At 69.3% G+C, this 25,084-nt stretch carries 24 protein-coding genes; 7 read left to right on the forward strand and 17 right to left on the reverse strand.

Annotated elements, in window-relative coordinates:
• Positions 1 to 130: 130 nt before the first annotated feature.
• From pcaG to CVH10_RS13610, 9 genes are all read right to left on the reverse strand, one after another.
• Entirely contained in the window at positions 131 to 763 is a 633-nt protein-coding gene (gene pcaG / locus CVH10_RS13565; RefSeq protein ID WP_106488953.1) for a protocatechuate 3,4-dioxygenase subunit alpha, read from the reverse strand.
• A gap of 20 nt (positions 764 to 783) precedes the next feature.
• Entirely contained in the window at positions 784 to 1,545 is a 762-nt protein-coding gene (gene pcaH / locus CVH10_RS13570; protein WP_219924704.1) for a protocatechuate 3,4-dioxygenase subunit beta, read from the reverse strand.
• 127 nt (positions 1,546 to 1,672) lie between these two features.
• Positions 1,673 to 2,590, reverse strand: coding sequence for a pca operon transcription factor PcaQ (gene pcaQ / locus CVH10_RS13575; RefSeq protein WP_106488955.1), 918 nt, complete (start codon positions 2,588 to 2,590; stop codon positions 1,673 to 1,675).
• A 360-nt stretch (positions 2,591 to 2,950) separates the two neighbouring features.
• The gene (locus tag CVH10_RS13585) at positions 2,951 to 4,402 is read right to left on the reverse strand and encodes an aldehyde dehydrogenase (RefSeq protein WP_106488957.1); all 1,452 of its coding nucleotides are present in this window, start codon (positions 4,400 to 4,402) and stop codon (positions 2,951 to 2,953) included.
• A 56-nt stretch (positions 4,403 to 4,458) separates the two neighbouring features.
• Positions 4,459 to 5,634: an alpha/beta fold hydrolase gene (locus CVH10_RS13590; RefSeq protein ID WP_106488958.1), complete on the reverse strand. Its 1,176-nt coding sequence runs from the start codon at positions 5,632 to 5,634 to the stop codon at positions 4,459 to 4,461.
• A 69-nt stretch (positions 5,635 to 5,703) separates the two neighbouring features.
• On the reverse strand, positions 5,704 to 6,912 hold the full coding sequence (gene pcaF / locus CVH10_RS13595; RefSeq protein WP_106488959.1) for a 3-oxoadipyl-CoA thiolase: 1,209 nt from the start codon (positions 6,910 to 6,912) through the stop codon (positions 5,704 to 5,706).
• Positions 6,913 to 6,928: 16 nt separating this feature from the next.
• Complete coding sequence (locus CVH10_RS13600; protein WP_369335806.1) at positions 6,929 to 7,696, reverse strand: CoA-transferase subunit beta; 768 nt, start codon at positions 7,694 to 7,696, stop codon at positions 6,929 to 6,931.
• Positions 7,697 to 7,716: 20 nt separating this feature from the next.
• Positions 7,717 to 8,535 carry a CoA transferase subunit A gene (locus CVH10_RS13605; RefSeq protein WP_106488961.1) on the reverse strand — a complete coding sequence of 273 codons (819 nt, stop codon included), beginning with the start codon at positions 8,533 to 8,535 and terminating at the stop codon, positions 7,717 to 7,719.
• Positions 8,536 to 8,767: 232 nt separating this feature from the next.
• The gene (locus CVH10_RS13610; protein ID WP_106488962.1) at positions 8,768 to 10,123 is read right to left on the reverse strand and encodes an adenylosuccinate lyase family protein; all 1,356 of its coding nucleotides are present in this window, start codon (positions 10,121 to 10,123) and stop codon (positions 8,768 to 8,770) included.
• Positions 10,124 to 10,276: 153 nt separating this feature from the next.
• Between CVH10_RS13610 and CVH10_RS13615 the strand changes: the two genes are divergently transcribed.
• Positions 10,277 to 11,056 (forward strand): IclR family transcriptional regulator C-terminal domain-containing protein, encoded by a 780-nt coding sequence (locus CVH10_RS13615; protein ID WP_106488963.1) that lies wholly within the window; start codon positions 10,277 to 10,279, stop codon positions 11,054 to 11,056.
• A 35-nt stretch (positions 11,057 to 11,091) separates the two neighbouring features.
• Positions 11,092 to 12,045, forward strand: coding sequence for an AEC family transporter (locus tag CVH10_RS13620; RefSeq protein ID WP_106488964.1), 954 nt, complete (start codon positions 11,092 to 11,094; stop codon positions 12,043 to 12,045).
• 161 nt (positions 12,046 to 12,206) lie between these two features.
• Here CVH10_RS13620 and aroQ read toward each other — a convergent pair whose 3' ends face one another.
• The 6 genes from aroQ to CVH10_RS13650 form a co-directional block, all read right to left on the reverse strand.
• Positions 12,207 to 12,641, reverse strand: coding sequence for a type II 3-dehydroquinate dehydratase (gene aroQ, locus CVH10_RS13625; RefSeq protein ID WP_181244414.1), 435 nt, complete (start codon positions 12,639 to 12,641; stop codon positions 12,207 to 12,209).
• Between the two features lie 57 nt (positions 12,642 to 12,698).
• On the reverse strand, positions 12,699 to 15,668 hold the full coding sequence (gene glnE, locus CVH10_RS13630; RefSeq protein ID WP_106488966.1) for a bifunctional [glutamate--ammonia ligase]-adenylyl-L-tyrosine phosphorylase/[glutamate--ammonia-ligase] adenylyltransferase: 2,970 nt from the start codon (positions 15,666 to 15,668) through the stop codon (positions 12,699 to 12,701).
• A 79-nt stretch (positions 15,669 to 15,747) separates the two neighbouring features.
• A complete protein-coding gene (locus tag CVH10_RS13635) occupies positions 15,748 to 16,119 on the reverse strand; it encodes a diacylglycerol kinase (RefSeq protein ID WP_035599364.1) in 372 nt (123 codons plus the stop codon).
• A gap of 84 nt (positions 16,120 to 16,203) precedes the next feature.
• On the reverse strand, positions 16,204 to 17,646 hold the full coding sequence (dacB, locus tag CVH10_RS13640; RefSeq protein ID WP_106488967.1) for a D-alanyl-D-alanine carboxypeptidase/D-alanyl-D-alanine-endopeptidase: 1,443 nt from the start codon (positions 17,644 to 17,646) through the stop codon (positions 16,204 to 16,206).
• A 92-nt stretch (positions 17,647 to 17,738) separates the two neighbouring features.
• On the reverse strand, positions 17,739 to 18,068 hold the full coding sequence (locus tag CVH10_RS13645) for a multidrug efflux SMR transporter (protein ID WP_035599357.1): 330 nt from the start codon (positions 18,066 to 18,068) through the stop codon (positions 17,739 to 17,741).
• Entirely contained in the window at positions 18,068 to 18,484 is a 417-nt protein-coding gene (locus CVH10_RS13650; protein ID WP_052052593.1) for a PACE efflux transporter, read from the reverse strand. The genes CVH10_RS13645 and CVH10_RS13650 overlap by 1 nt, the downstream gene beginning before the upstream one ends.
• Positions 18,485 to 18,598: 114 nt before the next feature.
• Between CVH10_RS13650 and CVH10_RS13655 the strand changes: the two genes are divergently transcribed.
• On the forward strand, positions 18,599 to 19,492 hold the full coding sequence (locus CVH10_RS13655; RefSeq protein ID WP_035599355.1) for a LysR family transcriptional regulator: 894 nt from the start codon (positions 18,599 to 18,601) through the stop codon (positions 19,490 to 19,492).
• Between the two features lie 6 nt (positions 19,493 to 19,498).
• On the opposite strand, the gene CVH10_RS13660 is transcribed toward CVH10_RS13655, so the two are convergent.
• Positions 19,499 to 20,188: a tRNA (guanosine(46)-N(7))-methyltransferase TrmB gene (locus tag CVH10_RS13660; protein WP_035599352.1), complete on the reverse strand. Its 690-nt coding sequence runs from the start codon at positions 20,186 to 20,188 to the stop codon at positions 19,499 to 19,501.
• A gap of 228 nt (positions 20,189 to 20,416) precedes the next feature.
• Here CVH10_RS13660 and CVH10_RS13665 point away from each other — a divergent pair, with 228 nt between their 5' ends.
• Genes CVH10_RS13665 through CVH10_RS13675 form a run of 3 tightly spaced genes read left to right on the forward strand, consistent with a single transcriptional unit; the run spans position 20,417 to position 23,095 of the window.
• On the forward strand, positions 20,417 to 22,309 hold the full coding sequence (locus CVH10_RS13665) for a beta-ketoacyl synthase (RefSeq protein ID WP_035599349.1): 1,893 nt from the start codon (positions 20,417 to 20,419) through the stop codon (positions 22,307 to 22,309).
• Positions 22,309 to 22,788, forward strand: coding sequence for a pantetheine-phosphate adenylyltransferase (coaD, locus tag CVH10_RS13670; RefSeq protein WP_035599346.1), 480 nt, complete (start codon positions 22,309 to 22,311; stop codon positions 22,786 to 22,788). Before CVH10_RS13665 ends, coaD begins: the two co-directional genes overlap by 1 nt.
• Before the next feature lie 58 nt (positions 22,789 to 22,846).
• The gene (locus tag CVH10_RS13675; protein WP_035599344.1) at positions 22,847 to 23,095 is read left to right on the forward strand and encodes a YfhL family 4Fe-4S dicluster ferredoxin; all 249 of its coding nucleotides are present in this window, start codon (positions 22,847 to 22,849) and stop codon (positions 23,093 to 23,095) included.
• A 78-nt stretch (positions 23,096 to 23,173) separates the two neighbouring features.
• Here CVH10_RS13675 and CVH10_RS13680 read toward each other — a convergent pair whose 3' ends face one another.
• Positions 23,174 to 23,488 (reverse strand): hypothetical protein, encoded by a 315-nt coding sequence (locus CVH10_RS13680; protein WP_106488968.1) that lies wholly within the window; start codon positions 23,486 to 23,488, stop codon positions 23,174 to 23,176.
• A 144-nt stretch (positions 23,489 to 23,632) separates the two neighbouring features.
• On the opposite strand from CVH10_RS13680, the gene CVH10_RS13685 reads away from it, so the two are divergent.
• Positions 23,633 to 24,973: an MATE family efflux transporter gene (locus CVH10_RS13685; protein ID WP_106488969.1), complete on the forward strand. Its 1,341-nt coding sequence runs from the start codon at positions 23,633 to 23,635 to the stop codon at positions 24,971 to 24,973.
• Positions 24,974 to 25,084: the final 111 nt, after the last annotated feature.

The raw sequence follows: 25,084 nt of genomic DNA on the forward strand, positions 1-25,084 counted from the left end.
GCCTTGTCAGCATCAGCCTGAATGCCGGGGCCTTCGATCATTCACCGACGCTAGGCCATCAGGCAGCAAAAGGCCCCGCCGTGGCGGGGCCTTTCGCGTCCTGTGAATGGCGGTGCCGCGGTCGCAGCCTCTAGAAGTCGAAGAACACCGTCTCGCCCTCGCCCTGCAGGCGGATGTCGAAGCGATAGCGCACCCGGCCGTCGGCATCCTCGCGCCGGGCGATCAGCGTCTGACGACGGACCGGGGACTCGACGGCGTTCAGCACCGGGCAGGCCGCGTTGGCCTCGGCTTCATCCTCGAAGTAGAGGCGCGTCTGCAGATGGATATTGATGCCGCGCGCCATCACGGTGAGGTTGATGTGCGGCGCCATCACACGACCGTCGCCGCGGCTCACAGCACCAGGCTTGATGGTCTCGAGACGCCACTCGCTGGCGCCCTCGGCGGTGGTGGCAGTGCGGCCGAAGCCGTTGAACGGCTGCTCGAGGTCGAACTCGGGCCGGTACTCGCCCCGGGCATCGGCCTGCCAGGCCTCGAGCAGTGCGTCGCGCACCGGATCGCCGTTGCCGTCGATGACGGTGCCGACCACCTCGATGTGCTCGCCCTCGGCCTCGGGCCGGGCCATGCGGTTCCAGATTTCCTCGTCACGCTCCGGCAGGCCGGCCACGTCCAGGGCCAGGCCGATATGCACGTACGGGCCGGCGGTCTGGGACGCGGTCTCGCGCAGCATCAGCGCGGAGGTGGGTTGAGAATTGGGCTGTTTCATGAGGGTCCCCTGATCCTGTGTCACTGGTTCTCGAAGTAGGTCTGCAGCTCGCCTCGTACCACCAGGTCGAAGCGGTAGGCCAGGCAGTCCATGGGGCGGCTGCGCGCCATGTCGAGACGACCGATCATGGTCTCGACGGCTTCGGGGTCGCGCAGGGTCTGCACGATCGGACACAGCGGGATCAGCGGATCGCCCTCGAAGTACATCTGGGTGATCAGGCGCGTGGAGATCGCCGGCCCCATCACCGAGACGTGAATATGCGCCGGGCGCCAGCTGTTGACGTCGTTGGGCCAGGGATAGGGGCCGGGCTTGATGGTGCGGAAGCGATACCAGCCCTGCTCGTCGGTGAGGCAGCGGCCCACCCCGCCGAAGTTGGGATCGAGCGGCGCCAGGTAGCCGTCCTTCTTGTGGCGGTAGCGGCCGCCGGCGTTGGCCTGCCACATCTCCACCAGGGTATGCGGCACCGGCTTGCCGTACTGGTCGACCACGCGACCGAACATGATGATCCGCTCGCCCGCCGGCAGGCCGGCGCTGCCCGCCATAGCGGGATCCTCGCGGAAGTTCATCAGCAGATCGTTGTCGTAACGTCCCGTACGCAGCCGGCGGAAATCAGGGCCGGTCAGCTCGGAGACACTGGGGGCCTGCAGGCTGACCAGAGCCTGACTCGGCGAGCGGGCGACGCTGGTCTTGTAGCCGGGGGCATAGGCCGGGGGATGCCAATCACGGTCACGCTCCACGAAGCGCTTGTTGTCGTTTTGCATCTCGAGTTCTCTTGCTGGCATGAAGTCGGACGACGCACCTCGTGTGCACCGGACCGATATCGGCAGTGTGGCGCCCTGTCGCAGGGCTGCCAATTGACGTCTCACCGATCCCTCATAACCCTATGGTTATGACTTGGGTGCCATCACGTCAGCGCTCGGAGGCCGTTTCGCGCAGCGCCTCACAGAAGGCTTCAAGCGCCAGCGAGGGCTGCATGCTGGCGTTGATGCACAGCCCTACCGAACCACCCTGCCCCTCCAGCGGCAGCGACAGCTCGACCAGCCCGCCCGCGTCGAGCTCCTCAACCACCGCCTCCCGGGGCGCCACCCAGACCGCCTTGCTGTCGCGGGTGTAGCCCAGGCTGACGGGCAACGACAGGGTCTCCAGCAGCCGGCCGGGCCGCTCCAGCCCATGGCGCACGAAGAAGCTGTCGACCTGCTGACGCAGCGTGGTCTGCGGCGGCGGCAGCACCCAGGGAAATTCGATCAGCCGACCGGGCGCCAAGTCCTCGACGCCGGCCAAGGGATGGCCGGCGCGCACCACCAGCACCAGCGGCTCGTAGTAGAGATGCTCGAAGGTCAGGTCGCGGATCTCGCGCGCCTCGGTCATGCGCCCCACCACCAGATCGAGCTCGCCGAGGCGCAGCTGCGAGAGAAGAAAGGCGCTGCGCCCCGTCACCACGTCGACGCCGACCGACTCCGAGGACTGGGAGGTCTGCCAACGGCGAATGGCACGGGGCAGCAGGCGGCTCTCGACGGTGGACAGCGCCCCCACGCGCAACCAGCGCGCTCCCTGATGAGCATCGCCAACTGCGCTGACGCCTTCCTCCAGAGCCCGGATCGCCGGCCCGGCGTGGCGCAGGAAGGTCAGGCCGGCCTGGGTCAGCGCCACGCCCTGGGTCCCGCGTTCGAACAGCTCGGCGCCGAGGATCTCCTCGAGCTCACGGATGGTCTTGGACACGCCCGGCTGGCTGATCGCCAGGCACTCGGCGGCGCGGGCGAAGCTGCGCTGCCGCGCCACCTCGAGGAACGCCATCAGGTGGCGCAGTTTGATGCGAGCATTCAGCATGGCTCTCCATCCACGATAAGAAAAACCCCTACCTTCGCCAATTCGCGCACACAAGAAAACCGCCCGCTTCACTCCACGCATCGTCGCCCAGACTCAAGGCGTGCTCGTAAAGTTCCCGGGCGTTATCCAAGCCGCGCTCCAACAGCCCCGTCAGGTAGTGCTCGACATCTTCTGAGGCACCGCCCTGCAGCGTGGGGGAGATGTCTGACGCCAGCATGTACCGCGGGGCCGCGCCCAAGCTCGAGAGCATCCCACCGACCATGTCGCTCGGCTGATCCGCCGGGGACAATGTAGCCCGAAAGACAAAAGCGACGCCTCGAGGCGCCGCTGTCTAATCCGGAAACGATCGTTGGGCCGGCTTCAGATCGGGTATTGCCGCGGGCCATTCTGCAGCGTCATCCAGCGCAGGTCTGTGAACTCCTCGATAACCGCCTTGCCGCCGAAGCGGCCGTAGCCGCTGCTCTTGACGCCGCCGAAGGGCATCTGCGGCTCGTCGTGCACCGTGGGCGCGTTGATGTGGCAGATGCCGGTGACGACCTGCCCCGCCACACGCAAACCGCGGGCGCTGTCGCGGGTGAAGACCGCGCCGGAAAGGCCATACTCGCTGTCATTGGCGATGCGTATAGCCTCCTCTTCGCCCTTGACACGAATCATGGCTACCAGCGGCCCAAAGGACTCTTCCGAGTAGAGGCGCATGTCGGAGGTCACGCCATCGAGGAGAGTGGGCTGCATGACCACGCCCTCCGCCTTGCCACCGGAAGCGAGCCGCGCGCCCTTGCCAGTGGCATCGTCGATCAGATCGTTGAGCTTGTCGCCGGAGGCCGCGGTCACCAACGTGCCCAGTGCATTACTGTCGTCACGCGGATCGCCGGCGCGCAGGGCCTTCGCCTTCGCCGCAAGCTTCTCGGCGAATTCGTCTGCCACGGCCTCATCGACGATCAAGCGCTCCGTGGACATGCAGATCTGCCCCTGGTTGAAGAAAGCGCCGAAGGCGGCCGCCTCCACCGCCGCGTCGATATCGGCATCGTCGAGAACGAGAAACGGCGCCTTGCCCCCCAGCTCGAGCAGCACCGGCTTCAAGTGGCGCGCCGCCTGCTCGGCGATGATCCGCCCCACGTGGGTGGAGCCGGTGAAGTTGATCCGCCGTACTGCCGGATGCTCGATCAGCGCACTGACCACTTCCGCCGCCTGCTCCGGGTCGTTGTGGATGACGTTCACCACGCCGGCGCCGAGGCCCGCCTCATCGAGTACTTCACCGATCAGCGCATGGGTGCGCGGGCACATCTCCGAGGCTTTGAGAATCACGCTGTTGCCGCAGGCCAGCGGCCCAGCGATAGCGCGCGTGCCGAGGATGATTGGCGCGTTCCAGGGCGCAATACCCACCACCACGCCGCAGGGGACGCGAACGCCCATGGCCAGGTTACCCGGCACGTTGGAGGGGATCACGTCGCCCTGGATCTGAGTAGTCAGCGCCGCCGACTCACGCAGCACGTTGGCTGCCACCGAAACGTTGAATCCGGCCCAGCCTGGCGTGGCCCCGGTCTCGTCGACCATAGCGTCGACGAACGCCTGCCGGCGCGCCTCCATCAGGTCGGCGGCCTTGTTGAGCTTCGCCCGGCGCTCCCCCGGGCCGACCTGCGCCCACGTTTCGAACGCACGCTGTGCCGCCTCGGCCGTGCGCGTCACGTCCTCAAGTGACGACGCAGCCACCTGGGAGACGACCTCACCGCTGAGTGGATTATTGCGGGTGAAGGTCGCATTGCCCAAACCAGGGCACCATTGACCATCGATGAGTAGCGAAACGGACGTCATGACGTCACTCCTGATGTAATGTTTGAACGCACGGCATAGGAAATAGAAGCCCCCTGTCACTCCCCCCAGCCCAGCTGCTTGGCCAGGGCGAAGGCATGATTGGCCGCCGGCACACCGCCGTAGACGGCCACGTGCATCAGCACCTGGCGCAGCTGGGCCTCGCTGAGGCCGATGCGCTTGGCGGTCTTCAGGTGCAGTTCCAGCTCCTCGCGCCCCAGGGCGGCCAGGATGCCGGTGGTGATCATGCTGCGCTCGGCACGGGTCAGGTCCTCGTTGCCCCACAGCTCGCCCCAGGCCAGACGGGTGATCATCTGCTGGAAGGGCGCGTCGAGGCTGTTGGCGTTCTCGGTGGAGCGCGCCACGTGTGTCTCGCCCAGCACCTGCTTACGGGTCTCGAGGCCCTCGGCGTAGGCCACGCCCTGCTCGCCGACCCGCGCGCGATCCGCGGCCATCCACTTGAGCAGCCGCTTGGCGACCATCTCCGGGGCTTCCACCGAAGGCACGTGGGCGATGCGCTCGATGACCTCGAGCGGCGCGCCGTCGCACTCGGCGGCCAGGGTCTGCAGCGTCTCCGGCGGAGTCGCCATGTCCTCGCTGCCGCCCAGCAGGTGCACATCGACTCCGTGGCCCTTCAATTGGCCGCGGAAGTCGGTGCGACCGAGCATCTCGCACAGCCGCGCGTAGCTCTCGTCGTCGGTGCGGCCCATCTGCACGCGCCAGCCCTGGTCCAGCGCCGGCACGCGCGCCACCAAATCGGGCGCGAACCAGCGCGGCACGATCTCGCCGGCCATCGCCGCCAGGCCTTCCTCGCGCACGCGCCCGGCCCGGGTGCTCCACAGCTCGGCGTTGCCGATCACCGCACCGGTATTGGTCAGCGTCGCCGACAGCAGGCGATCGGCGTGCGCCTTGAGCAGCTGCTGGCCGATCACGCCGCCGATGGAGGTACCGACGAAGTGGAAGTGTGCCGCGCCGGCCTGCTCGGCCAGGGCCAGTGCTTCGGCGGCCAGCGCCCCGGAGCTGATCTCGCCGCCGTCGGCCGGCCAGGCCTCGCTGGCGCCGTGGCCGGGCAGGTCCCAGGTCAGCACCCGGTAGCGCGGTAGCAGCGCCGCCAGCACGTCGTCCCAGACCGCCTGGGTCATGCCCAGCGGATGAGCCAGGATCACCAGCGGATTGGCCTCGGCGCCGAGCAGGCGATAGGCCACGCTGCGTCCGTCGATGTTCAGAAATGCCATGCGTTCTCTCCGTACAGGAAACGGGAAGGGCCGGCGACGCCGGCCCCGGAGACGGTCGAGCGTCTCTTTCTATACTCTCTCGATCAGCGTGGCGATGCCCTGCCCCACGCCGACGCACATGGTGCACAGCGCGTAGCGCTTGCCGGTCTTCTGGAGTTCCACGGCGGCGGTCTGCAGCAGCCGCGCGCCGGACATGCCCAGCGGATGGCCCAGGGCGATGGCGCCGCCGTTGGGGTTCACCCGGGGATCATCGTCCTCGAGGCCCAGGTCACGCATGCAGGCCAGCGCCTGGGCGGCGAAGGCCTCGTTGAGCTCGATGACGTCGATCTCGTCCAGCGACACGCCGGTGCGCTCGAGCAGGCGACGCACGGCCGGCACCGGGCCGTAGCCCATGATGCGCGGCTCGACGCCGGCGGTGGCCATGCCGACGATTCTCGCCATCGGCGTCAGGCCATGCCGCTCCACCGCGGACGCGCTGGCCACCAGCATCGCCGCGGCGCCATCGTTGACGCCGGAGGCGTTGCCCGCGGTGACGCTGCCGCCCTCGGCCTTGAACGGCGTCGGCAGCCTGGCGAGCTTCTCGACGGTGGTGCCGGCCCGCGGGTGCTCGTCGGACTCGAAGATCAGCGGCTCCTGCTTGCGACGCGGGATCTCGATGGCGACGATCTCCTCGGCGAAGCGTCCGGCCTGCTGGGCCTCGGCGACCTTGGCCTGGGAGCGCGCGGCGAAGTCGTCCTGATCCGCGCGGGAGATGCCGAACTGCTCGGCGACGTTCTCCGCGGTCTCGGGCATCGAGTGGGTATCGAAGACCTTCTTCATCAGCGGATTGACGAAGCGCCAGCCGATGGTGGTGTCCTCGATCTTCTGACCGCGGGCATAGGCGCTCTCGGCCTTGCCCATCACGTAGGGCGCCCGGGACATGGATTCCACGCCGCCGGCCAGGGCCAGGTCCATCTCGCCGGCCTTGATGGCGCGGAAGGCGGTGCCCACGGCGTCCATGCCCGAGCCGCACAGGCGGTTCATGGTGGTGCCGGGCACCGAGGGCGGAAGGCCCGCCAGCAGCGACGACATGCGCGCCACGTTGCGGTTGTCCTCGCCGGCCTGGTTGGCGCAGCCCATGAAGACTTCCTCGATCGCCGCGGCCTCCAGCCTGGGCGCCTCGGCCAGTACCGCCTTGAAGATGTCGGCGGCCAGGTCGTCGGGGCGCACGCTAGCCAGGGTGCCGCCGAAGCGGCCGATGGCGCTGCGACGGGGATGACAGAGATAGACGTCGGTCATGCGATGATCTCCTGATTTACTGGCCGGCGTGGGCTTGAGCGGTACGTTCTTTCAGCCCGCGCAGGACCTCGAGCTCGCGGGCGCTGGGCTCCGGGGTGCTCTCCAGGGTCTCGGCGAAGCGGATCTCCCAGCCGGTGGCCTCCTGGACCTGCTCGGCGGTCACGCCCGGGTGAAGCGATACCACCACCAGCTCCTTGGTCTCCGGATCCGGCTTCATCACGCACAGGTCGGTGATCACCCGGGTCGGGCCCTTGCCGATGTTGGGCACGCCATCGCGGCCCTTGCCGTCGCGGCCGAAGCCCAGGGTGGTGATGAAATCGACCTGGTCGACGAAGGCACGCTTGGAGTGCTTGAGGGTGATGAACACTTCGCCTGCGTTGGTCGCGATCTCCGGCGCCCCACCGCCGCCCGGCAGACGCACCTTGGGCGCGGTGTAGTCGCCGATCAGAGTGGTGTTGAGGTTGCAGTAGCGGTCGATCTGGGCGGTGCCGAGGAAACCGACGTTGATCTTGCCGCCCTGCAGCCAGTAGCGGAACATCTCCGGCACCGAGACGGTGGTCAGCGCGGTCTCGCACAGTTCGCCGTCGCCGATCGACAGCGGCAGCACCTCGGGCTTGGTCTGCAGGGTGCCGGATTCGTAGATCAGCACCACGTCCGGGGCGTGGGTCAGGCGCGCCAGGTTGGCGGCCTCGCTGGGCAGGCCGATGCCGACGAAGCAGGTGGTGCCGTTCTCCAGCGCCCGCGCGGCGGTCACCGTCATCATCTCGCCGGCGGTGTAGTCCAGGCTCTTATCGACGTGGCTCATCAGGCGTTCCCCCCGGCGTTCATGACGTTCTCTTCGATCCACTGGGTGAAGGCATCGCGGTCGCGGGCGATGGCGTCCCACTCCTTGTAGAAGCGGTTGTTGCGCGGGTAGTAGCCGTGCGCGTAGGACGGCAGCGAGCCCTGCTCGGCCACGGCGATGGCGTCGATGGCCCAGCCCGGGATCACGCAGGCGTTGGTATGGGTGTCGAGATCGTCGACGATCTCCTCGACCGTGACGATGCTGTGCGTGGCGGCCAGTATCGCCTCCTTCTGCACGCCGACGATGCCCTCGACCAGCACATTGCCGGCGCGGTCGGCCTTCTGGGCGTGGACGATGGAGACGTCTGGGCGCACGGACGGCACCGCGGCCAGGCGCTCGCCGGTGAAGGGGCACTCGATGAACTTGATCTGGTCGTTGACGTTGGGCAGCTCGCTGCCGACGTAGCCGCGCAGCACGGCCAGCGGCAGCCCGGCGGCGCCGGCCTCGAAGGCGCAGGCCATGGCGGCGTGGCTGTGCTCGAGGATCTCGACCTTGTGCGGCCAGCCCTTCTCCACCGCGTCGCGCAGGCGGTGCAGCGAGCCCACGCCGGGGTTGCCGCCCCAGGAGAAGATCACCTTCTTGGCGCAGCCGGCGCCGATCAGCTGGTCGTAGACCAGGTCCGGAGTCATGCGAATGAGGGTCAGGTCGCGCTTGCCCTGGCGGATGACTTCGTGCCCGGCGGCGAAGGGAATCAGGTGGGTGAAGCCCTCCATGGCCACGGTGGCGCCGTCTTCGACGTAGCGCGCCACCGCGTCATGCAGGCTGAGGATCTCGGCCATGATAGTCGCCTCTGATGGGAACGCCCGGATCGAGGAGTGTGCAGAGATCGCCGGCGTTCACGGTTGCTGTTCGGATCTCCATGTGCGCCGAATAGTTCGCTATACGCACATAGATTTGCAGTACGAACAAATTAATCCGCACGCCCGGCGGCGTCAAACGCCGGAAACGCCAGGAGCCGGCATGGCCGGCTCCTGGAATTGCTCGATTTCCCCATCCTTTTCAGCGAGTTACTCAGCTCTCCAGCCAGCGGATCGCACGCGCGACCTGGGCCTTGCTGCTACCAAGGTATAAGGCCGGATCCGTGGCGGCCTCGAGCTCATCGCGCGTGATTTCGTCCGCCAGCTGGGGGTGACGCTCGCCCAGCAGCGTTTCCAGGGCCTGCGCATAGGGGCACGACGCCTGCCGGGCGCGCTCGGCCGCGTCCGCCGCCAGCGCCTTGGCGGCATCGGGCCCCAGTTGCGACGTCAGCCGCCGCGCTACCGGCTCGGCCATGATCGCGCCGCCGGTCACCGCGAGATTGCGGCGCATGGCCTCGGCATTGACCTCCAGCCCCTCGAGCAGCACGGCGGCCTGCTCCAGCGCGCCTTCCAGCAGCAGCACACCGTCGACCAGCGGCGTCCACTCGGCGTGCCACTCGCCGAGCCCACGCTCCAGCGGCTGCGCCGTGGCGTTGAGGATCACCGAGGCATGGCCATGGACCCGGCGGCAGGCCCCGCGGATCATCGCGCAGCGCACCGGATTGCGCTTGTGGGGCATCGACGACGATTCGCCCATGCCCTCGCCGGCGGGTTCGGCCACCTCGCCCAGCTCGGTCTGGGTCAGCAGCGAGACGTCCAGCGCCAGCTTCTCGGCGGCGCCGGCCAACGCATCGACGGCGCTGGCCAGGGCATGGATCGGCTGGCGATCGGTGTGCCAGGGCAGCACCGGCGCCGCCAGGCCGAGCCGCGCGGCAAGGCCGTCCATGACGCCGAGGCCGAGGCCCTCCCAGCCCTGCCCGTCTAAACCGGAGTGCACGCCCACCGCACCGCCGAACTGTACCGGCAGCGTCAGCCCGGCCAGCCGCCGGCGCCCCTCCTCGAGGCCCAGCGCCCAGTGGGCCACCTTGACGCCGAAGGTGATCGGCAGCGCCTGCTGCATCAGCGTGCGCCCCACCATCACGGTCTCGTCGTGGCGCGCCATCAGCGCGATGCCGGCGATGCGGCAGCGCTCCAGCAGCGCATCGAGCCGCACCAGGCGCGGCGCGAGCAGCAGCATCAGGGCGCTATCGACCACGTCCTGGCTGGTGGCGCCGAGGTGCCAGTAGCGCTTGAGATCGTCGGGCAACGCGGCGCGGCCGGCCTTGACGAAGGGAATGGCGGCGTTGCCGCCGCTGGCGATGCCCGCGGTGATGGCGGGCACGTCGAAGGCATGCCCCTCCAGATGGGCCCGCATGCGCTCGGCGGTGCCGGCGGGGATGGCGCCCTCGGCCTCATGGGTCTCGGCCAGGGCCAGCTCGAAGGCCAGCATCGTGCCGACGAAGTCCTCGTCGCGGCTGACCGCCTGGGCCTCCTGGCTCATGAAGGGGGACTGGAGCATATCGACGGGCATGGCAGAATCTCCGCAGTGGGCAGGAAGTGGCAATCTCGAGCGGCCATGGCGACCCCGACCAAAGTCGCACAAGTGTTCGCATTTCGAACATTATGCTAGATTGTTAGCGGATGCCCCATCAACTCGATACGGATAACCTGCGATGATGCGCCCATGCAAGACGACACCCTGACCCCGGACGATCGCGACTTCGTCACCGCCCTGGCCAGCGGCCTGGAGGTGATCCAGGCCTTCGATGATGACAACCCGCGCATGACGCTGAGCGAGGTCGCGGCCAAGACGGGCATGAACCGCGCCCGCGCCCGCCGCTTCCTGCTTACGCTCCATGCCCTGGGCTACGTGCGCAAGCAGCAGCGCCACTTCGAGCTGACGCCCAAGGTGCTGCAGCTCGGCTATTCGTATCTGTCGGCCAACCAGTATCGCGCGGTGATCCAGCAGTATCTGGAAGACATCACCACCGAGATCGGCGAATCCTCGTCGCTGGGCGTGCTGGACGGCGACGAGGTGACCTACGTGTGCCGCTCGTCGGCCCGACACCGCCTGATGGCCATTACCCTGTCGGTCGGCACCCGCCTGCCCGCGGCCTACACCTCCATGGGCCGGGTGCTGCTGGCCCAGCTGCCCGACGACGAGCTCGACGCCTACCTCGAGCGGGTGACGCTCAGCGCCCACACCGAGCGCTCCATCACCGACAAGGCCCAGCTGCGCCACTGCATCGAGCAAGTCCGCCAGCAGGGCTACAGCATCGTCGACCAGGAGCTGGATCCCGGACTGCGCTCCCTGGCGGTGCCGGCCTTCGACGCCAACGGCACGCTGCTCGGCGCCATCAACGTCAGCACCAACGCCGCGCGCATCGACTTCGACACCCTGACCCACTCCTTCCTGCCGCTGCTGCAGGACAAGGTGCACCTGATCCGGTCCCACGTCAGCTGAGACCGATCACCCGGCACGACGGCAAGGAGGCTTGCGTGCTCGACATTCTCGCTATCACCACCCCGATCTTCCTGATCATCGGCCTGGGCTATCTGGCCCGGGCCGGCGGCATCATCGAGGCGGCACCGCTGCAGGGCGTCGGCACCTTCGTCATGTACTTCGCGCTGCCGGCGCTGGTGATCCGGGCCCTGACCGAGAACCCGCTGGGCGAGGTCTTCGATCCGACCTATCTGCTGGCCTACGGCGGGGGCTCGCTGGCAGTGTTCCTGAGCGGCCTGACGCTGGCCATGACGCTGCAGCGCAAGCCGCTGGGCACCGGCGCCATCCAGGCGCTGGGCATGTCGGCGGCCAACAGCGGCTTCATCGGCTATCCGGTGGCCGCCATGGTGGTGGGCTCGCAAGCGGCGCTGTTCCTGGCCATGAACATGCTGGTCGAGAGCCTGCTGATCATCCCGCTGGCGCTGATCCTCGCCGAGCTGGGCCAGCAGGCCGGCAGCGGCCTCGGCAAGGCGCTGCGCGAGACCGGCCGCCGGCTGGTGCGCAACCCGATCCTGATCGGGCTCACCGTCGGCGTGCTGCTGTCGGCGACGGGGCTGTCGCTGCCCTCGCCGCTGACCCGAGTCATCGACATGCTGGCCGGCGCCGCCGGCCCCGCCGCGCTGTTCGTGATCGGCGGCTCGCTCTACGGCCTGAAACCCAAGGGCATGGTACGCGACATCGGCCAGGTCGCCGTGGGCAAGCTGGTGCTGCATCCGCTGGCGGTGTTCGGCGTCTTCCTGCTGCTGCCGGACGTCGACCCCACCATGCTCACTGGCGCGCTGCTGTTCGCCTGCGCTCCGATGATCAGCGTCTACCCGCTGCTCGGCCGGCGCTTCGGCCTCGACGACATCGCCGCCGCCACCCTGATGGTCAGCACCCTGACCTCCTTCGTGACCATCAGTCTGATGCTGTGGCTGATCCGCCACGTGGCTTTCCTCGGCACGAGCTGAGCCCTCGCCGACGCTAGGCTTTGTCTGAAAAGTCGACGAGCGAAGGATAGACAAGGCAAAAATCAGTGAAAAAGCGGAGTTTACGAGCTGTAAATGAGCATTTTGAGCTGATTTTTAACGCCGTATAGCCGAGCGCAGACAGTTTTCAGACATTGCCTAGGTCAGACGGCCCCCATCACCGCATCCAGGGCGGCATGATAGCCCTGACTACCGAGGCCGGCGATCACGCCGTCGGCACGCAGCGAGACGTAGGAGTGGTGGCGGAAACTTTCCCGCTTGTGCACGTTCGAGAGGTGCACCTCGATCACTCGCCCCTCGAAGGCGTTGAGGGCATCGAGGATCGCCACCGAGGTGTGGGTATAAGCGGCGGGATTGATGATGATCGCCGCGGTGCCGTCGAGCCGTGCGGCATGGATGGCATCGATCAGTTCGCCCTCGTGATTGCTCTGCCGGCAGGCGATCTCCCAGCCCTCGCCCTCGGCCCGGCGGCGCAGGGCATCGTCGATGTCGGCCAGGGTCTCGCGACCGTAGATCTCGGGCTGACGGGAGCCCAGCAGGTTGAGGTTGGGGCCGTGCAGGACCAGAACCTTGTGCATCGTGATGGCTTCCTTGTGGTCACGTTCTTGAACATTGAAGGGCGGAGGACCGCGATGTCAGGCCGCCGGCTCGAGCAGCCGCCGCCAGACCGCGATGACCGCCTGGCGATGCGCCGCGAAGTCGGCGTTGTCGCCGCGGGCGGGATCGCCGGTCAGCGCCGCGCGGTGGGCCGCGGTGCGGCAGGCCAGATAGGCCTCGCGCAGGCGCTCGCCGTCCTCGGCGGGCAGCCGGCCGCACTGTTCCAGGGTCTCGAGGATGCGCATGTTGTCGCTCCACTGCAGCAGCGCCGGGCTGTCGTGGGCCATCGCCAGCACCGCGTACTGGCACAGGAACTCGATGTCGACCATGCCGCCCGGATCCTGCTTGAGGTCGAAGTCGTCGCCCTGGCTCGCCAGGTGCTTGCGCATCTTGTGGCGCATCGCCACCACCTCCTCGCGCAGCGCCTCGACGTCGCGCTCGCGGCCGAGGATCTCGCCGCGCACGGCATCGAAGCCCTCGGCCAGGGTGTCGTGGCCGGCCACCACCCGGGCGCGCACCAGCGCCTGATGCTCCCAGGTCCAGGCCTCGCGGCGCTGGTAGTCGGCGAAGGCGTCGAGGCTCGACACCAGCAGCCCGGCATTGCCCGAGGGCCGCAGGCGCATGTCGACCTCGTAGAGACTGCCGGCGGGGGTCACCGCGGTGAGCAGGTGGATGACGCGCTGGCCGAGGCGGGTGAAGAACACCGCGTTGTCGATCGGCCGGTCGCCATCGGTGCTGCCACGGGTGGCGCCATCATGGAGGAACACCAGGTCCAGGTCGGAGCCGTAGCCGAGCTCGATGCCGCCGAGCTTGCCGTAGCCGATGATCAGGAATTCCGGGGCCTGGCCACAGCGCTCGCCGTCGCGGCGCAGCGGGAAGCCGTGCTTGCGGGTCAGGTGCTTCCAGGCCATGCCCAGCACGGTTTCCAGCACCACCTCGGCGATGTAGGTGAGGTAGTCGCTGACCTTCATCAGGTGGCGGGTGCCGGCGATGTCGGAGGCCGCCACGTGCAGCACCTGGGCGTGCTTGAACACCCTGAGCGTCTCCAGCTCGGCCTCTTCGTCGCCCTCGGGAATCCGCCCCAGGGCCTGGCGCAGCTCGTCGGCCAGCCGCGCCTTGTCGGCGGGCGTGTAGAGGGTGTCCGGGGTCAGCAGCTCGTCGAGCAGGATCGGATGGCGAGCCAGCTGCTCGGCGATCCAGGGGCTGGCGCTGCACAGGTGCATCAGGTGCTCCAGCGCCTCGGGATTCTCGCGCAGCAGCGCCAGATAGGCGGTGCGTCGCAGCACCGCCTCGACCAGCGGCAGCACCCGCTCCAGGGCCACGTCCGGCGCCTCGCTGTCCGCGGCGGCGTCGAGCAGCAGCGGCATCAGCGCCTCCAGGCGCTCGTAGCCGATGCGCTGCATGGCCTGCACCTGGCGCGAATCGCGCAGCGCGCGCAGCCGCCGCCAGGCGGCGGCCGGATCATGGAAACCCGCCTCCCGGAAACGCGCCTCGGCCTCCTCCTCGGCCGGCTCGCCGCGCCACAGCGCCCGCCATTCCTCGCGCTCGCGGCCGCCCGCCGGGGCGGGGGCATCCTCATCGGCGTCCTCGGGATCGGCGATCACCGCGTCGAAGTGGCGGCGGACCCGGTCGCGCACCTCGTCGAGCCGCGCCATCAGCGCCGGCCAGTCCTCCATGTCCAGCGCCAGGGCCACCCGCTCACGGGCGACCTCCTCGGCCGGCAGGGTCTGGGTCTGGCGATCCTCCAGCGCCTGGATGGCGTGCTCGAGGTCGCGCAGGAAAACGTAGTCGGGGATCAGCTCGTCGACCACCGCGGCGGGCAGCAGGCCCAGGTCCGGCAGGCGCGACAGCGCCGTCTTCAGCGAGGTGACCTGCAGCTCGGTGTCGCGGCCGCCGCGGATCAGCTGGAAGGCCTGGACCACGAACTCCACCTCGCGGATGCCGCCCGGACCGAGCTTGATGTTGTCCTGCATGCCGCGACGGCGCACCTCGCGGTTGATCATCGCCTTGAGCTCGCGCAGCGATTCGATGGCGCCGAAGTCCAGATAGCGGCGATAGACGAAGGGTCGGATGCTCGCCAGCAGCTCGGCACCGGCCTCGAGATCGCCGGCCACCGGGCGCGCCTTGAGCATGGCGTAGCGCTCCCACTCGCGGCCCTGGTCCTGGTAGTAGCTCGACAGCGAGGCGAAGTTGCCGACCAGCGGGCCGCCGTCGCCCAGCGGGCGCAGGCGCATGTCGACGCGGAAGGCGAAGCCGTCGGCGGTCACCGCGTCCAGCGCGCCGATCAGCTTCTGGCCGATCTTGGTGAAGTATTCCTGGTGCTCGAGCGCCTTGCGCCCGCCTACCGTCTCGCCCTTCTCGGGGAAGGCGAAGATCAGGTCGATGTCGGAGGAGAGGTTGAGCTCGCCGGCGCCGAGCTTGCCCATGCCGAGCACCACCAGGCGCTGCTCGCTGCCGTCGGTGCGCGGCCCGGGGCGCCCCCAGCGCGCCTCGAAGTGGCGCTCGAGCCAGGCCAGCGCCTGCTCCAGGCAGGTCTCGGCGAGCCGGGTGACGGCGGCCGCGGTGGCCCACATGTCGATGCCCGGCGGACGGGTCAGGTCGCGCCACACGATGCCCAGCATGCGCGCCTGGCGGAAGCGGCGCACCGCGGCGTGCATGGCCGCCTCGTCCTCGGCGGCCTCCAGCCGCTCGGCCAGGGTCTCGCTCAGGGCGTCGGCGTCCGGCGCGGCGTCCAGCTCGCCCAGGGCATCGAGCTGCGGCAGCCAGTCGGGGTGGCGAATCAGCGTCTCGGCGACGAACTCCGACACCGCCAGCACCCGCGCCAGCTGTTCGCGGCGATGCGGCGCCAGCGCCGCCCAGCTCTCGCCGGGGCCTTCCTGCTGGCGCATGTCGGCCAGGTTGTCGGCCTGCTCGAGGGCCGTGGCCAGGCGTTCCCGGGCGTGTTGCAGCGGGGCCGCCAGCGGCTCGGGAATGGCGTCCAGCGGCAGGAAGTCGTCGGGCAGGGCCATGGGCGTCTCGCATCCGGTTGATCGATGCCCTCAGCATACCCAAGCCGGGGCGCCGCGCACTAGCCGGCGGCCGCCCGCCTCAGCCCAGGAACCGGTCCCAGGCGATCAGTCCCCAGGTCAGACCGACGGTCAGCAGCGCCATCATTACCGCCGCCGAGCCGATGTCCTTGGCGCGGCCGGAGAGCTTGTGGCGCTCCGGACCGATGCGATCGACCACGTTCTCGATGGCGCTGTTGAGCAGCTCGACGATCAGCACCAGCAGGCAGCTGCCGATCAGCAGGATCCACTCCACCGGCTCGCGGCCCAGCCACACGGCCAGCGGTGCCATCACCAGGCACAGGCCGAGCTCCTGGCGAAAGGCGGCCTCGTGGCGATAGGCCGCCCCGAGGCCCTTGAGGGAGTAGCGGGTGGAGTGCACCAGATGGCGCCAGCCGGTGTATCCGGGTTTCATCGATTTCATCCATCAGCTTCGGCGTGGGAACGCCGATGGTAGCAGAGCCGGATGGGGCAATTATGACGCGCCGGCCAACGTGACTCAGTGCGCCTCGATCATCGCCGAGAGGTCCACCGACAGCCGGTCCAGCACCTGGGACCAGCTCAGGTAGGGCGTCGAGCCGGTGCCGTTGACCAGCACGCTGAACACGCCCCAGCGCCCGGTGCGGGTGCGGAAGTAGCCGGCCGCGGCGCGCACCGACACCGGCTGGTTGAGGGTGCCGGTCTTGAGCATGACGTGGTCCTGGAAGGTCGCCGGGCCGCGGCGAATGAAGCGCATCACGCCGTTGCTCGGCGACTGCAGGGCGGCGACGAAGCTCGGGAACAGCGAGGGCTGACGGAACATGTGCTCGAGCAGCACGTTCACCCCGGCGGCGCTGGTGCGGTTCTCCGGCGTCAGGCCGCTGCCGCTGTCCAGGCGCAGCGGGCCGTGGCCCGGCAGGCCGCCGGCGAAGGCCTCGATGGCATCGCCGCCCTGGCTCAGCGACGGGCGCGGCGTGGTGGCCAGATCCAGCGTCAGGGTGTCGGCCATGAAGTTGTTGGAGTAATTGAGGGTGCGCAGCAGCAGCTCCTGCAGCGGCTTGCCGTCCACCGCCGCGAGGCGCGAGGCGCCGGCCGGCGGCTCCAGGGTGGTGGTGACGTGCCCGCCGGCCACCGCGATGCCGGCCTGCTCGAGCATCGCCATCAGGGTGTGGCCTGCCTGCTCGGCGGGGTCGGAGCTGGTGCGATAGAGCTCGCGCGGACGGGCATTGGTGGAAATCTGCCCAGACACCCGCATCACGTCGCCGTCGCCGTCGGTCACCCGCAGCGCCGAGAGCTCGGTGCCGCTGTTGGGCGGCCGAGTCTCGATGCGATTGTCGATGCGCACCAGATCGGCCTGACCGTCGCAGGGCGTGACCTCGGCCGGCGCGCCGGCGGTACGCGCCGGCGCCACGGTCACGCACCAGTTGCCGTAGTTGACCGCCGCCGAGGAGAGCAGCGCGCTGTAGGCGTTGTCGACGCGACGCTGGCCCTCGCAGCGATCGGTGGTCAGGCAGGCCACCGGGCCGAAGCGCCACTGGCTGACCACCAGCCGCCCGGTGACCTCGCGCACCCCGGCCTGATGCAGCCGCTGCACCAGGCGCCACAGGTCCTCGGTGGTCAGCGCCGGATCGCCGCCGCCGTCGAGGATCAGGTCGCCCTGCAGCACGCCCTCGGCATCGGGCTCGGCGCTGCCGAGCAGCTGCGTGGTGAAACGATGCTGGGGGCCGAAGCGCTCGAGTGCCGCCGCCGCGGTATAGATCTTGGACACCGAGGCCGGCGACAGCTGGCGCTCCGGCGAGAGGCTGCCCAGGGTCTCGCCCGGCTCGCCGTTGCCCAGCAGGCGCGCCTCGGCACCGATCAGGAAGCCGTCATCGGCCAGTTCCTCGAGGTGGGAAAACCCGTGCCCCAGGGCGGTCAGGGGCAGCAGCAACAGCAGGCAGAGCGAGAGGCAGCGAGACAGCATGGGCGTCATCCGTGAGGTCGAAGGGCACAGGAGAAAGCGCGGCAGAGCCGCAGTCTACCCGTGCCCCGGGCGCGATTCGACCGTGCGCCACCTCAGTGGGCAGACACCCGGGAGAAGGCCTGGATGACCACCACCCCGCCGATGATCATGGCAAGGCCCAGCGCCGCCGGCGCATCCAGGCGCTCGCCGTAGACCAGGATGCCGATCAGGGTCACCAGCACGATGCCGAGCCCGGCCCAGAAGGCATAGGCGATGCCCACCGGCAGGGTGCGCAGCGCCAGCGTCAGCAGGTAGAAGGCCAGCACGTAGCCCACCACCACGATCACGCTCGGCCACAGCCGGGTGAACTCCTGGGACGCCTTCAGCGAGCTGGTCGCCACCACCTCGGCGACGATCGCCAGTGCCAGGTACAGATAGGCCATCAGGCACCTCCCCGCGCCAGCCGACGGCGCATCACGAGATCGAACAGCGTATTGAAGACCATGGCATAGGCCAGGAAGAACAGCATGAAGCCGAGGTCCAGCCAGAAGGCCTCCACGAGGCCGATGCCCATCCACCAGGCGACCGCCGGCAGGGTCATCACCAGCAGACCCAGCTCGAAGCCGAAGGACTGGGCGAAGCGCTGTCCCAGGCTGCGGCGACGAGTCGGCACCAGCGCATCGAAGGCGCGATTCCAGACCAGGTTCCAGAGCATGGCGGCGGTGGCCAGCCCTGCGGCCAGCACGCCGATCTCGCCCATGTCATGGCCGGTCAGCCAGCTGGCCAGCGGCGTCACCATCACAAGGCCGCCGGCCTCGAACAGCGTGGTATGCGTCAGACGTTCCTTCCAGGAGCGCATCGTCACCTCCAAGATATCGTCACGAGACCATCTGGCCTCGACCTGACGGACTATTCTCGCCACCATGGCGATGGATACGAGTTAGATTCCATCTACAAACCCGATAGGTCACCCATGCGCTGGACCCTCGATCAGCTGGAAGTGCTCATCGCCTGCGCCGAGTGCGGCTCCTTCTCCGCCGCGGCCCGGCACCTGGGCCGCGCCCAGTCGGCGGTGAGCACCGCCGTCGCTCACCTGGAGGCCGATCTCGCCTGCACGCTCTTCGACCGCGACGGCCGCCTGCCGCGTCTGACCGAAGCCGGCGAGGCCCTGCTCCACGAGGCCCGCGCGGTGCTGCGCCAGTGCCAGCGGCTGGACTCCCACGCCAGGGCCATCGCCGAGGGCGAGGAGGCCCGGCTGGTGCTGGCCATCGACGAGGCGCTGGTCGAGATGCCGCCGGTGGACGAGACCCTCGAGGCCCTGGCCCACCACTATCCCGCCCTGCAGCTGACCCTGCTCTACGGCGCCCAGGGCGATATCGCCGGCTGGGTCGAGGATCGCACCGCCGATCTGGGCATCCTGCTCGGCCGGCTCGGCCGCGGCCCGCTGCTCGAGGGCATGCCGATCGCCCATCTGCGCCAGTCGCTGGTGGTCGGCCGCGACCACCCGTTGGCCGATCAGGGGCCGCCTTCCCTCGGCGACCTGGCCGACCATCGCCAGCTGCTGATCGCCTCGCGCTCCGCGGGCGACGACGAGACGTCGCTCAGCGCCCAGTTCTGGCGCCTCAACAGCTTCTACTCGATGGGTGAGCTGGCCGTTCGCGGCCTCGGTTGGGCCCTGGTCCCCGAGCACATCGCCCGCTATCCACCGTTCCGCGAGCATCTGGTCGCGCTGTCGGACGAGACCCTGGGCACCCTGCCGATCATCGACGTGGAGACGGTCTCGCGCCGGGACGCGGCCCAGGGGCCGATCGCCCGCTGGCTGCGGCAGACGCTGGGTGAGAGGTTCCGCGACCGCCGCAGCCGCTGAGCCGGCTCACTCGACCGGCAGCAGCCCCGGGCGATGCGGCAGCTCGGCGACCATCTTCCACAGCGGCTGGCCGCTGAGGTGGTACTTGCGCTCGAAGTGGGTCAGGAAATCCCCCGCCGGATCGTGGGCTTCCACCGGCGCGGCGACGCCGGTCGCCTGCTCGAGGGCCAGCGAGAACTCCTCGACGTAGAGCCGCCAGTTGGAACGCAGCTCCAGCCGCCCGCCCAGCGCCAGGATGGCGGGGAACACCGGATGCCCCTGCCAGCGCATCTTGAGGTGCGTCGACTTGGGGTAGGGGTTCGGGTACAGCAGATAGTGGCGTACCGGGCGCCAGCCGGCGGCCAGCGCCAGCCGCCAGAAGTCCACCAGGTCGGCACGCACCAGCAGGGCATTGTCGGGCGGCGCGCCGTGCTCCCGGGACAGCCGGTCGGCGCTGCGGTCCACGCCAATCACCACGCAGTCGGGATGGGCCTCGGCCAGCCGCCGCGTCGACAGCCCCACGCCACAGCAGGCGTCGAGGATCAGCGGCGCCTCGCCGTGCGACGCCCGCCACGCCTCGGCCGCGGCGAAGGCCTCGCGGGTATGATCGGCCAGCGGCTTGCGCAGCGGATGGGTCAGGGCCCGTTCGACCCGGCGCGCCAGATCGTGATGGGGGCCGGGCTGGTTGGACGTGATGATGCGGGAACGCTCGGACATGGCGGTGATCGGTCGGGGGCTTGGGAAGGCGTGCATTCTACCAGCCATGGGCCGGCCCGCGGGCCTCTCGCCTGCCCGGCCGGCCGGGTTGTGGAAAACCCCTCCATGCCCCGCATGACGGCGCACCGGGCCGGGTGCTATGATCCTTGGCCAAAAGGACAATAGCAGCCCATATATCAACCGCACTACGAGGAACCCGGCTTGTCACATTTACCGGTGATCGTGGGCATGGGTGGCGTGAATCCCGCCGGCCGAGCCTCGGGACATCAGGCGTTTCGCCGCACCGTGCTCGACGCCTTGCCCGACGACGTCCAAGCCCAGACCCTGCTCGGCCTGGCGGCCATGATGCGCCTGGCCAGCGCCCAGGCCGACGATGCCTGGCACGACGCCGACGGCAACCCCCTCGACGCCGCGGCCATCGTCGAGCAGACCCGCCAGCGCGTGCTCGACCATACCCTGATCCGTCGCAACGAAGACCCCCGTTTCAACGCCGAGGGCCTGCCCGCCAACCGTCGCGCCAGCCTCGATCTCGAGGCGCCGATGACCTTCCGGGTACGCCGTCGTCAGCTGCCGGACAGCCTGCCGCCCACCTGGCAGGTCCGCGAGATCGACCGCAAGCACCTGGAAGTGACGGTGCCGGCCGGCGAGATGGACGTCATGCTGCCCGAGACTCGCCCGGCCCAGGTGCGCGCCGCCGGCCAGCTGCCCTCCGGCTTCGAGCCCGGTCAGCTGTACCGCAGCGTGCACCACCCGCGCGGCCTGTCCATGGCGATCTTCGCCGCCAGCGACTGCCTGGGCGACAGCGGCCTGGCCTGGGAAGACCTGCATGACCGACTCGACCCCGACCAGGTCGCCGTCTACGCCGGCAACTCCATCGGCCAGCTCGACGACGACGGCTGGGGCGGGCTGCTCAAGAGCTTCGCCACCGGCAAGCGCGCCACCTCCAAGCAGATGCCGCTGGGCTACGGCCAGATGCCGGCCGACTTCCTCAACGCCTATGTCCTCGGCAGCGTCGGCAGCACCGGCGCGGCACTCGGCGCCTGCGCCAGCTTCCTCTACAACCTGCGCCTGGGCGTCGACGACATCCGCGCCGGCCGCCGCCGGGTGGTGATGGTCGGCACCGCCGACGCGCCAATCACCCCCGAGATCATCGAGGGCTTCCGCACCATGGGCGCCCTGGCCGACGACGAGAGTCTCAAGGCGCTGGACGCCCTCGAGCTGCTCACCGACCTGGACTACCAGCGCGCCTGCCGCCCGTTCGCCCGCAACTGCGGCTTCACCATGGGCGAGTCCAGCCAGTTCGTGATGCTGATGGACGACGCCCTGGCGCTGGAGGTCGGCGCCGAGGTGCTGGGCAGCGTGCCGGACGTCTTCGTCAACGCCGACGGCTGGAAGCGCTCGATCTCGGCGCCCGGCATCGGCAACTACATCACCCTCGGCAAGGCCGCCTCGCTGGTGCGCGAGATGCTCGGCGAGACCGCCCTGCGCGAACGCACCTTCCTGCACGCCCACGGCACCAGCACGCCGAAGAACCGCGAGACCGAGTCCCACGTCTTCGACATGGTCGCCCAGGCCCACGGCATCGAGGACTGGCCGGTGGTGGCGGTCAAGGCCTTCGTCGGCCATTCCCAGGGCAGCGCCGCCGGCGACCAGCTGGCCAGCGCCCTGGGCAGCTTCGCTCACGACCTGCTGCCGGGCATCCCGACCCTGGATGACAGCCAGCCCGAAGATCTGCACGCCGAACGCCTGCGACTGTTCCGCGAGCCGCTGCGCTTCGCCGCCGACGCCGCCTTCGTCAACGCCAAGGGCTTCGGTGGCAACAACGCCACCGGCGTGGTGCTGTCGCCGGCCGTCACCGAGCGGCTGATGACCGCCCGCCACGGCGACGCCGCGATGGACGAATGGCGCAGCCGCCGCGAGGCCACCCGCCAGGCCGCCGCCGCCTATCGCCACGAGGCCGACCGTGGCCGCTTCCAGCCCCGCTATCGCTTCGGCGAGGGCGTGCTGGAGGGCCCCGAGCTCGAGGTCGGCGCGGACAGCATCCGCATCCCGGGCTACGCCAAGCCGGTCTCGCTGGCCGTGGACAATCCCTTCGGACGCCTCGACGACGGAGAAGCGTGATGAACGTCGCCGTCTACCCCGGCACCTTCGACCCCATTACCAACGGTCACTTCGACCTGATCGAGCGCGCCTCGCGGCTGTTCGACAAGGTGGTGGTGGCCATCGCCACCAGCCCCGGCAAGGGGCCGACGCTGGACCTCGACACCCGGACCGCGCTGGCGCGCCGGGTGGTCGAGGGCCTCGACAACGTCGAGGTGACGGGGTTCTCGGGGCTGATGACCGAATTCATGAAGCAGCAGCAGGCCCGGGTGCTGCTGCGCGGGCTGCGCGCGGTCTCGGACTTCGAGTACGAGCTGCAGCTGGCCAACATGAACCGCGCCCAGATGCCCGAGCTCGAGACGGTCTTCCTGACCCCGGAGGTGGAGAACTCCTACATCTCCTCGAGCCTGGTGCGCGAGATCGCCCGGCTCGGCGGCGACGTCTCGAAGCACGTGCACCCCGAGGTCGCCGAAACGCTGAAGCGGCATTACAATACCTGACCATGGCACTCGGGCATGATGCCCGAGCCCGCCGGCCGCGATTTTCGTGAGGTACTCCATGGCCCTGATGATCACCGACGAGTGCATCAACTGCGACGTCTGCGAACCCGAATGCCCCAACGGCGCCATCTCGCCGGGGGAAGAGATCTACGTCATCGATCCCGGCCTGTGCACCGAGTGCGTCGGCCACTATGACGAGCCCCAGTGCCAGCAGGTCTGCCCGGTGGACTGCATCCCGCTCGACCCCGAGCGCAAGGAGAGCCAGCAGCAGCTGATGGCGAAGTACGAGCGCATCACCGCCGCCTGACCGTCTCGCCACCACAGACGCCGCGACGATCGATACCACGACGCCCCGCCTAGCGGGGCGTCGTGGTATCGATCGCGTTTACATCTCGTCGGCGCGGCGGCTCACCTCGCAGCCCAGACAGCGCCGGAAGGTCGCCTCGGCCGGCGTCTTGATCAACGTCTCCGCGGCCTCTCCCACATTGCCGCCCAGAGCGCTGAACGGCAGCGAGACCAGGAACACCGCCGCGCCGCCCACCGTGGCCGCGGCCAGCAGCGGCCGGGCGAACAGGGCATCCACCGCCATGGCGCCGCCGCTGGGACGCGCTTCATCGTCCATGGCCAGCGCCGGCGGCGCGCTCATCAGCAGCGCCAGTAGCAACGCCAGCCCCAGGCTCCCACCGTTCACTCGTGTCATGGCTCGCCCCTCCTGCGATGGTGACATTCGGGGACGCCTCCCCGGCTTTCTCTCCAGCGTAGACGGACTGGCGACGCCGGGCCGCTTGCACTGCCCGATGCCAGCGGCCATGCTCCCCGCCTCCAGCCACCGACCGGAGCCACCGTGACCGCGACCGCCCCCGCCTCGACCGCCCGTTCCTCACAGCGCATCTGGGCTCTGGCCTGGCCGATCATCCTCTCCAACATCACCGTGCCGCTGCTCGGCCTGGTCGATACCGCCGTGGTCGGCCACCTGCCGGACTCCCGCTACCTGGCCGCGGTGACGCTCGGCGCCACCCTGTTCGGCTTCCTCTACTGGGGCTTCGGCTTCCTGCGCATGGGCACCACCGGGCTGACCTCCCAGGCGGCGGGCCGGGAAGACGACGAGTCGGTGAAGACCCTGCTCGGGCAGTCGCTGCTGCTGGCGGCGGCGATCGGCGTCGTGCTGATCCTGGCCGGCGACCCGCTGATCGCGCTCGGCCTCCGGCTGCTCGACGGCAGCCCCGAGGCCACCCGGCTGGCCGCGGAATACGCCGGCATCCGGCTGCTCTCGGCGCCGGCGGTGCTGGCCAACTACGCCATCCTCGGCTGGTTCCTCGGCCAGCAGAACTCGCGGGTGACCCTGGCGCTGCTGGTGCTGACCAACGGCGTCAACATCGTCCTCGACCTGGTGTTCGTGGTCGGCCTGGGCATGACCAGCGACGGCGTGGCCTGGGCCACGGTGATCGCCGACTACACCGCGCTGGCCTTCGGCCTGTGGCGGGTGTGGCACCAGCTGGCCGGCCTCGGCGGCCGCTTTCGCCGCGCGCGACTGCTGCGGCTCTCGGCCTACGGCGAGCTGTTCCGAGTCAACGCCCAGCTGTTCGTGCGCACCCTGGGGCTGCTGTTCGCCATGGCCTTCTTCACCTCCCGCGGCGCCGCCCAGGGCGACACCGTGCTGGCGGCCAACGCCGTGCTGCTGCAGTTCATCATGCTGACCTCCTACGGCCTGGACGGCTTCGCCCACGCCGCCGAGGCGCTGACCGGCCGCGCGGTGGGCCGCGGTCGCTGGGAGGAGTTCGCCGCCTCGGTGCGCGCCGCGGCACGCTTCTCGCTGCTCACCGCCGGCCTCGCTTCCCTGGCCTTCGCCCTGGGCGGCCCCTGGCTGATCGCCCTGCTCACCGGGTTGCCGGAAGTGCGCGACACCGCCGGCGAGTACCTGCCGTGGATGGTCGCCATGCCACTGATCGCGGTGTGGAGCTATCTGCTCGACGGCGTCTTCATCGGCACCACCTCCACGCGCGAGATGCGCAACAGCATATTCATCGCCCTGGCGGTCTATCTGCCCGCCTGGTGGCTGAGTCGCGGCCTTGGCAACCACGGGCTATGGCTGGCCTTCACGCTGTTCACCACGGTGCGCTCGGGGGTGTTGATCGCCTATTACCGCCACTACCGCCACACGCGCTGGTCGGGCACCGACGCTTGAGCTTTTCCCGGTTCATCGAGGTGCGCTCGGGGGGATCGCCGCCTTCCACCTTGTGCGCCACTACCGCCGCACGCGCGGGTCGGGCGCCGACGCTTGAGCTTTTCCCGGTTC

The sequence above is a fragment of the Halomonas sp. ND22Bw genome (assembly GCF_003011945.1).
Taxonomy (GTDB): domain Bacteria; phylum Pseudomonadota; class Gammaproteobacteria; order Pseudomonadales; family Halomonadaceae; genus Halomonas; species Halomonas halophila.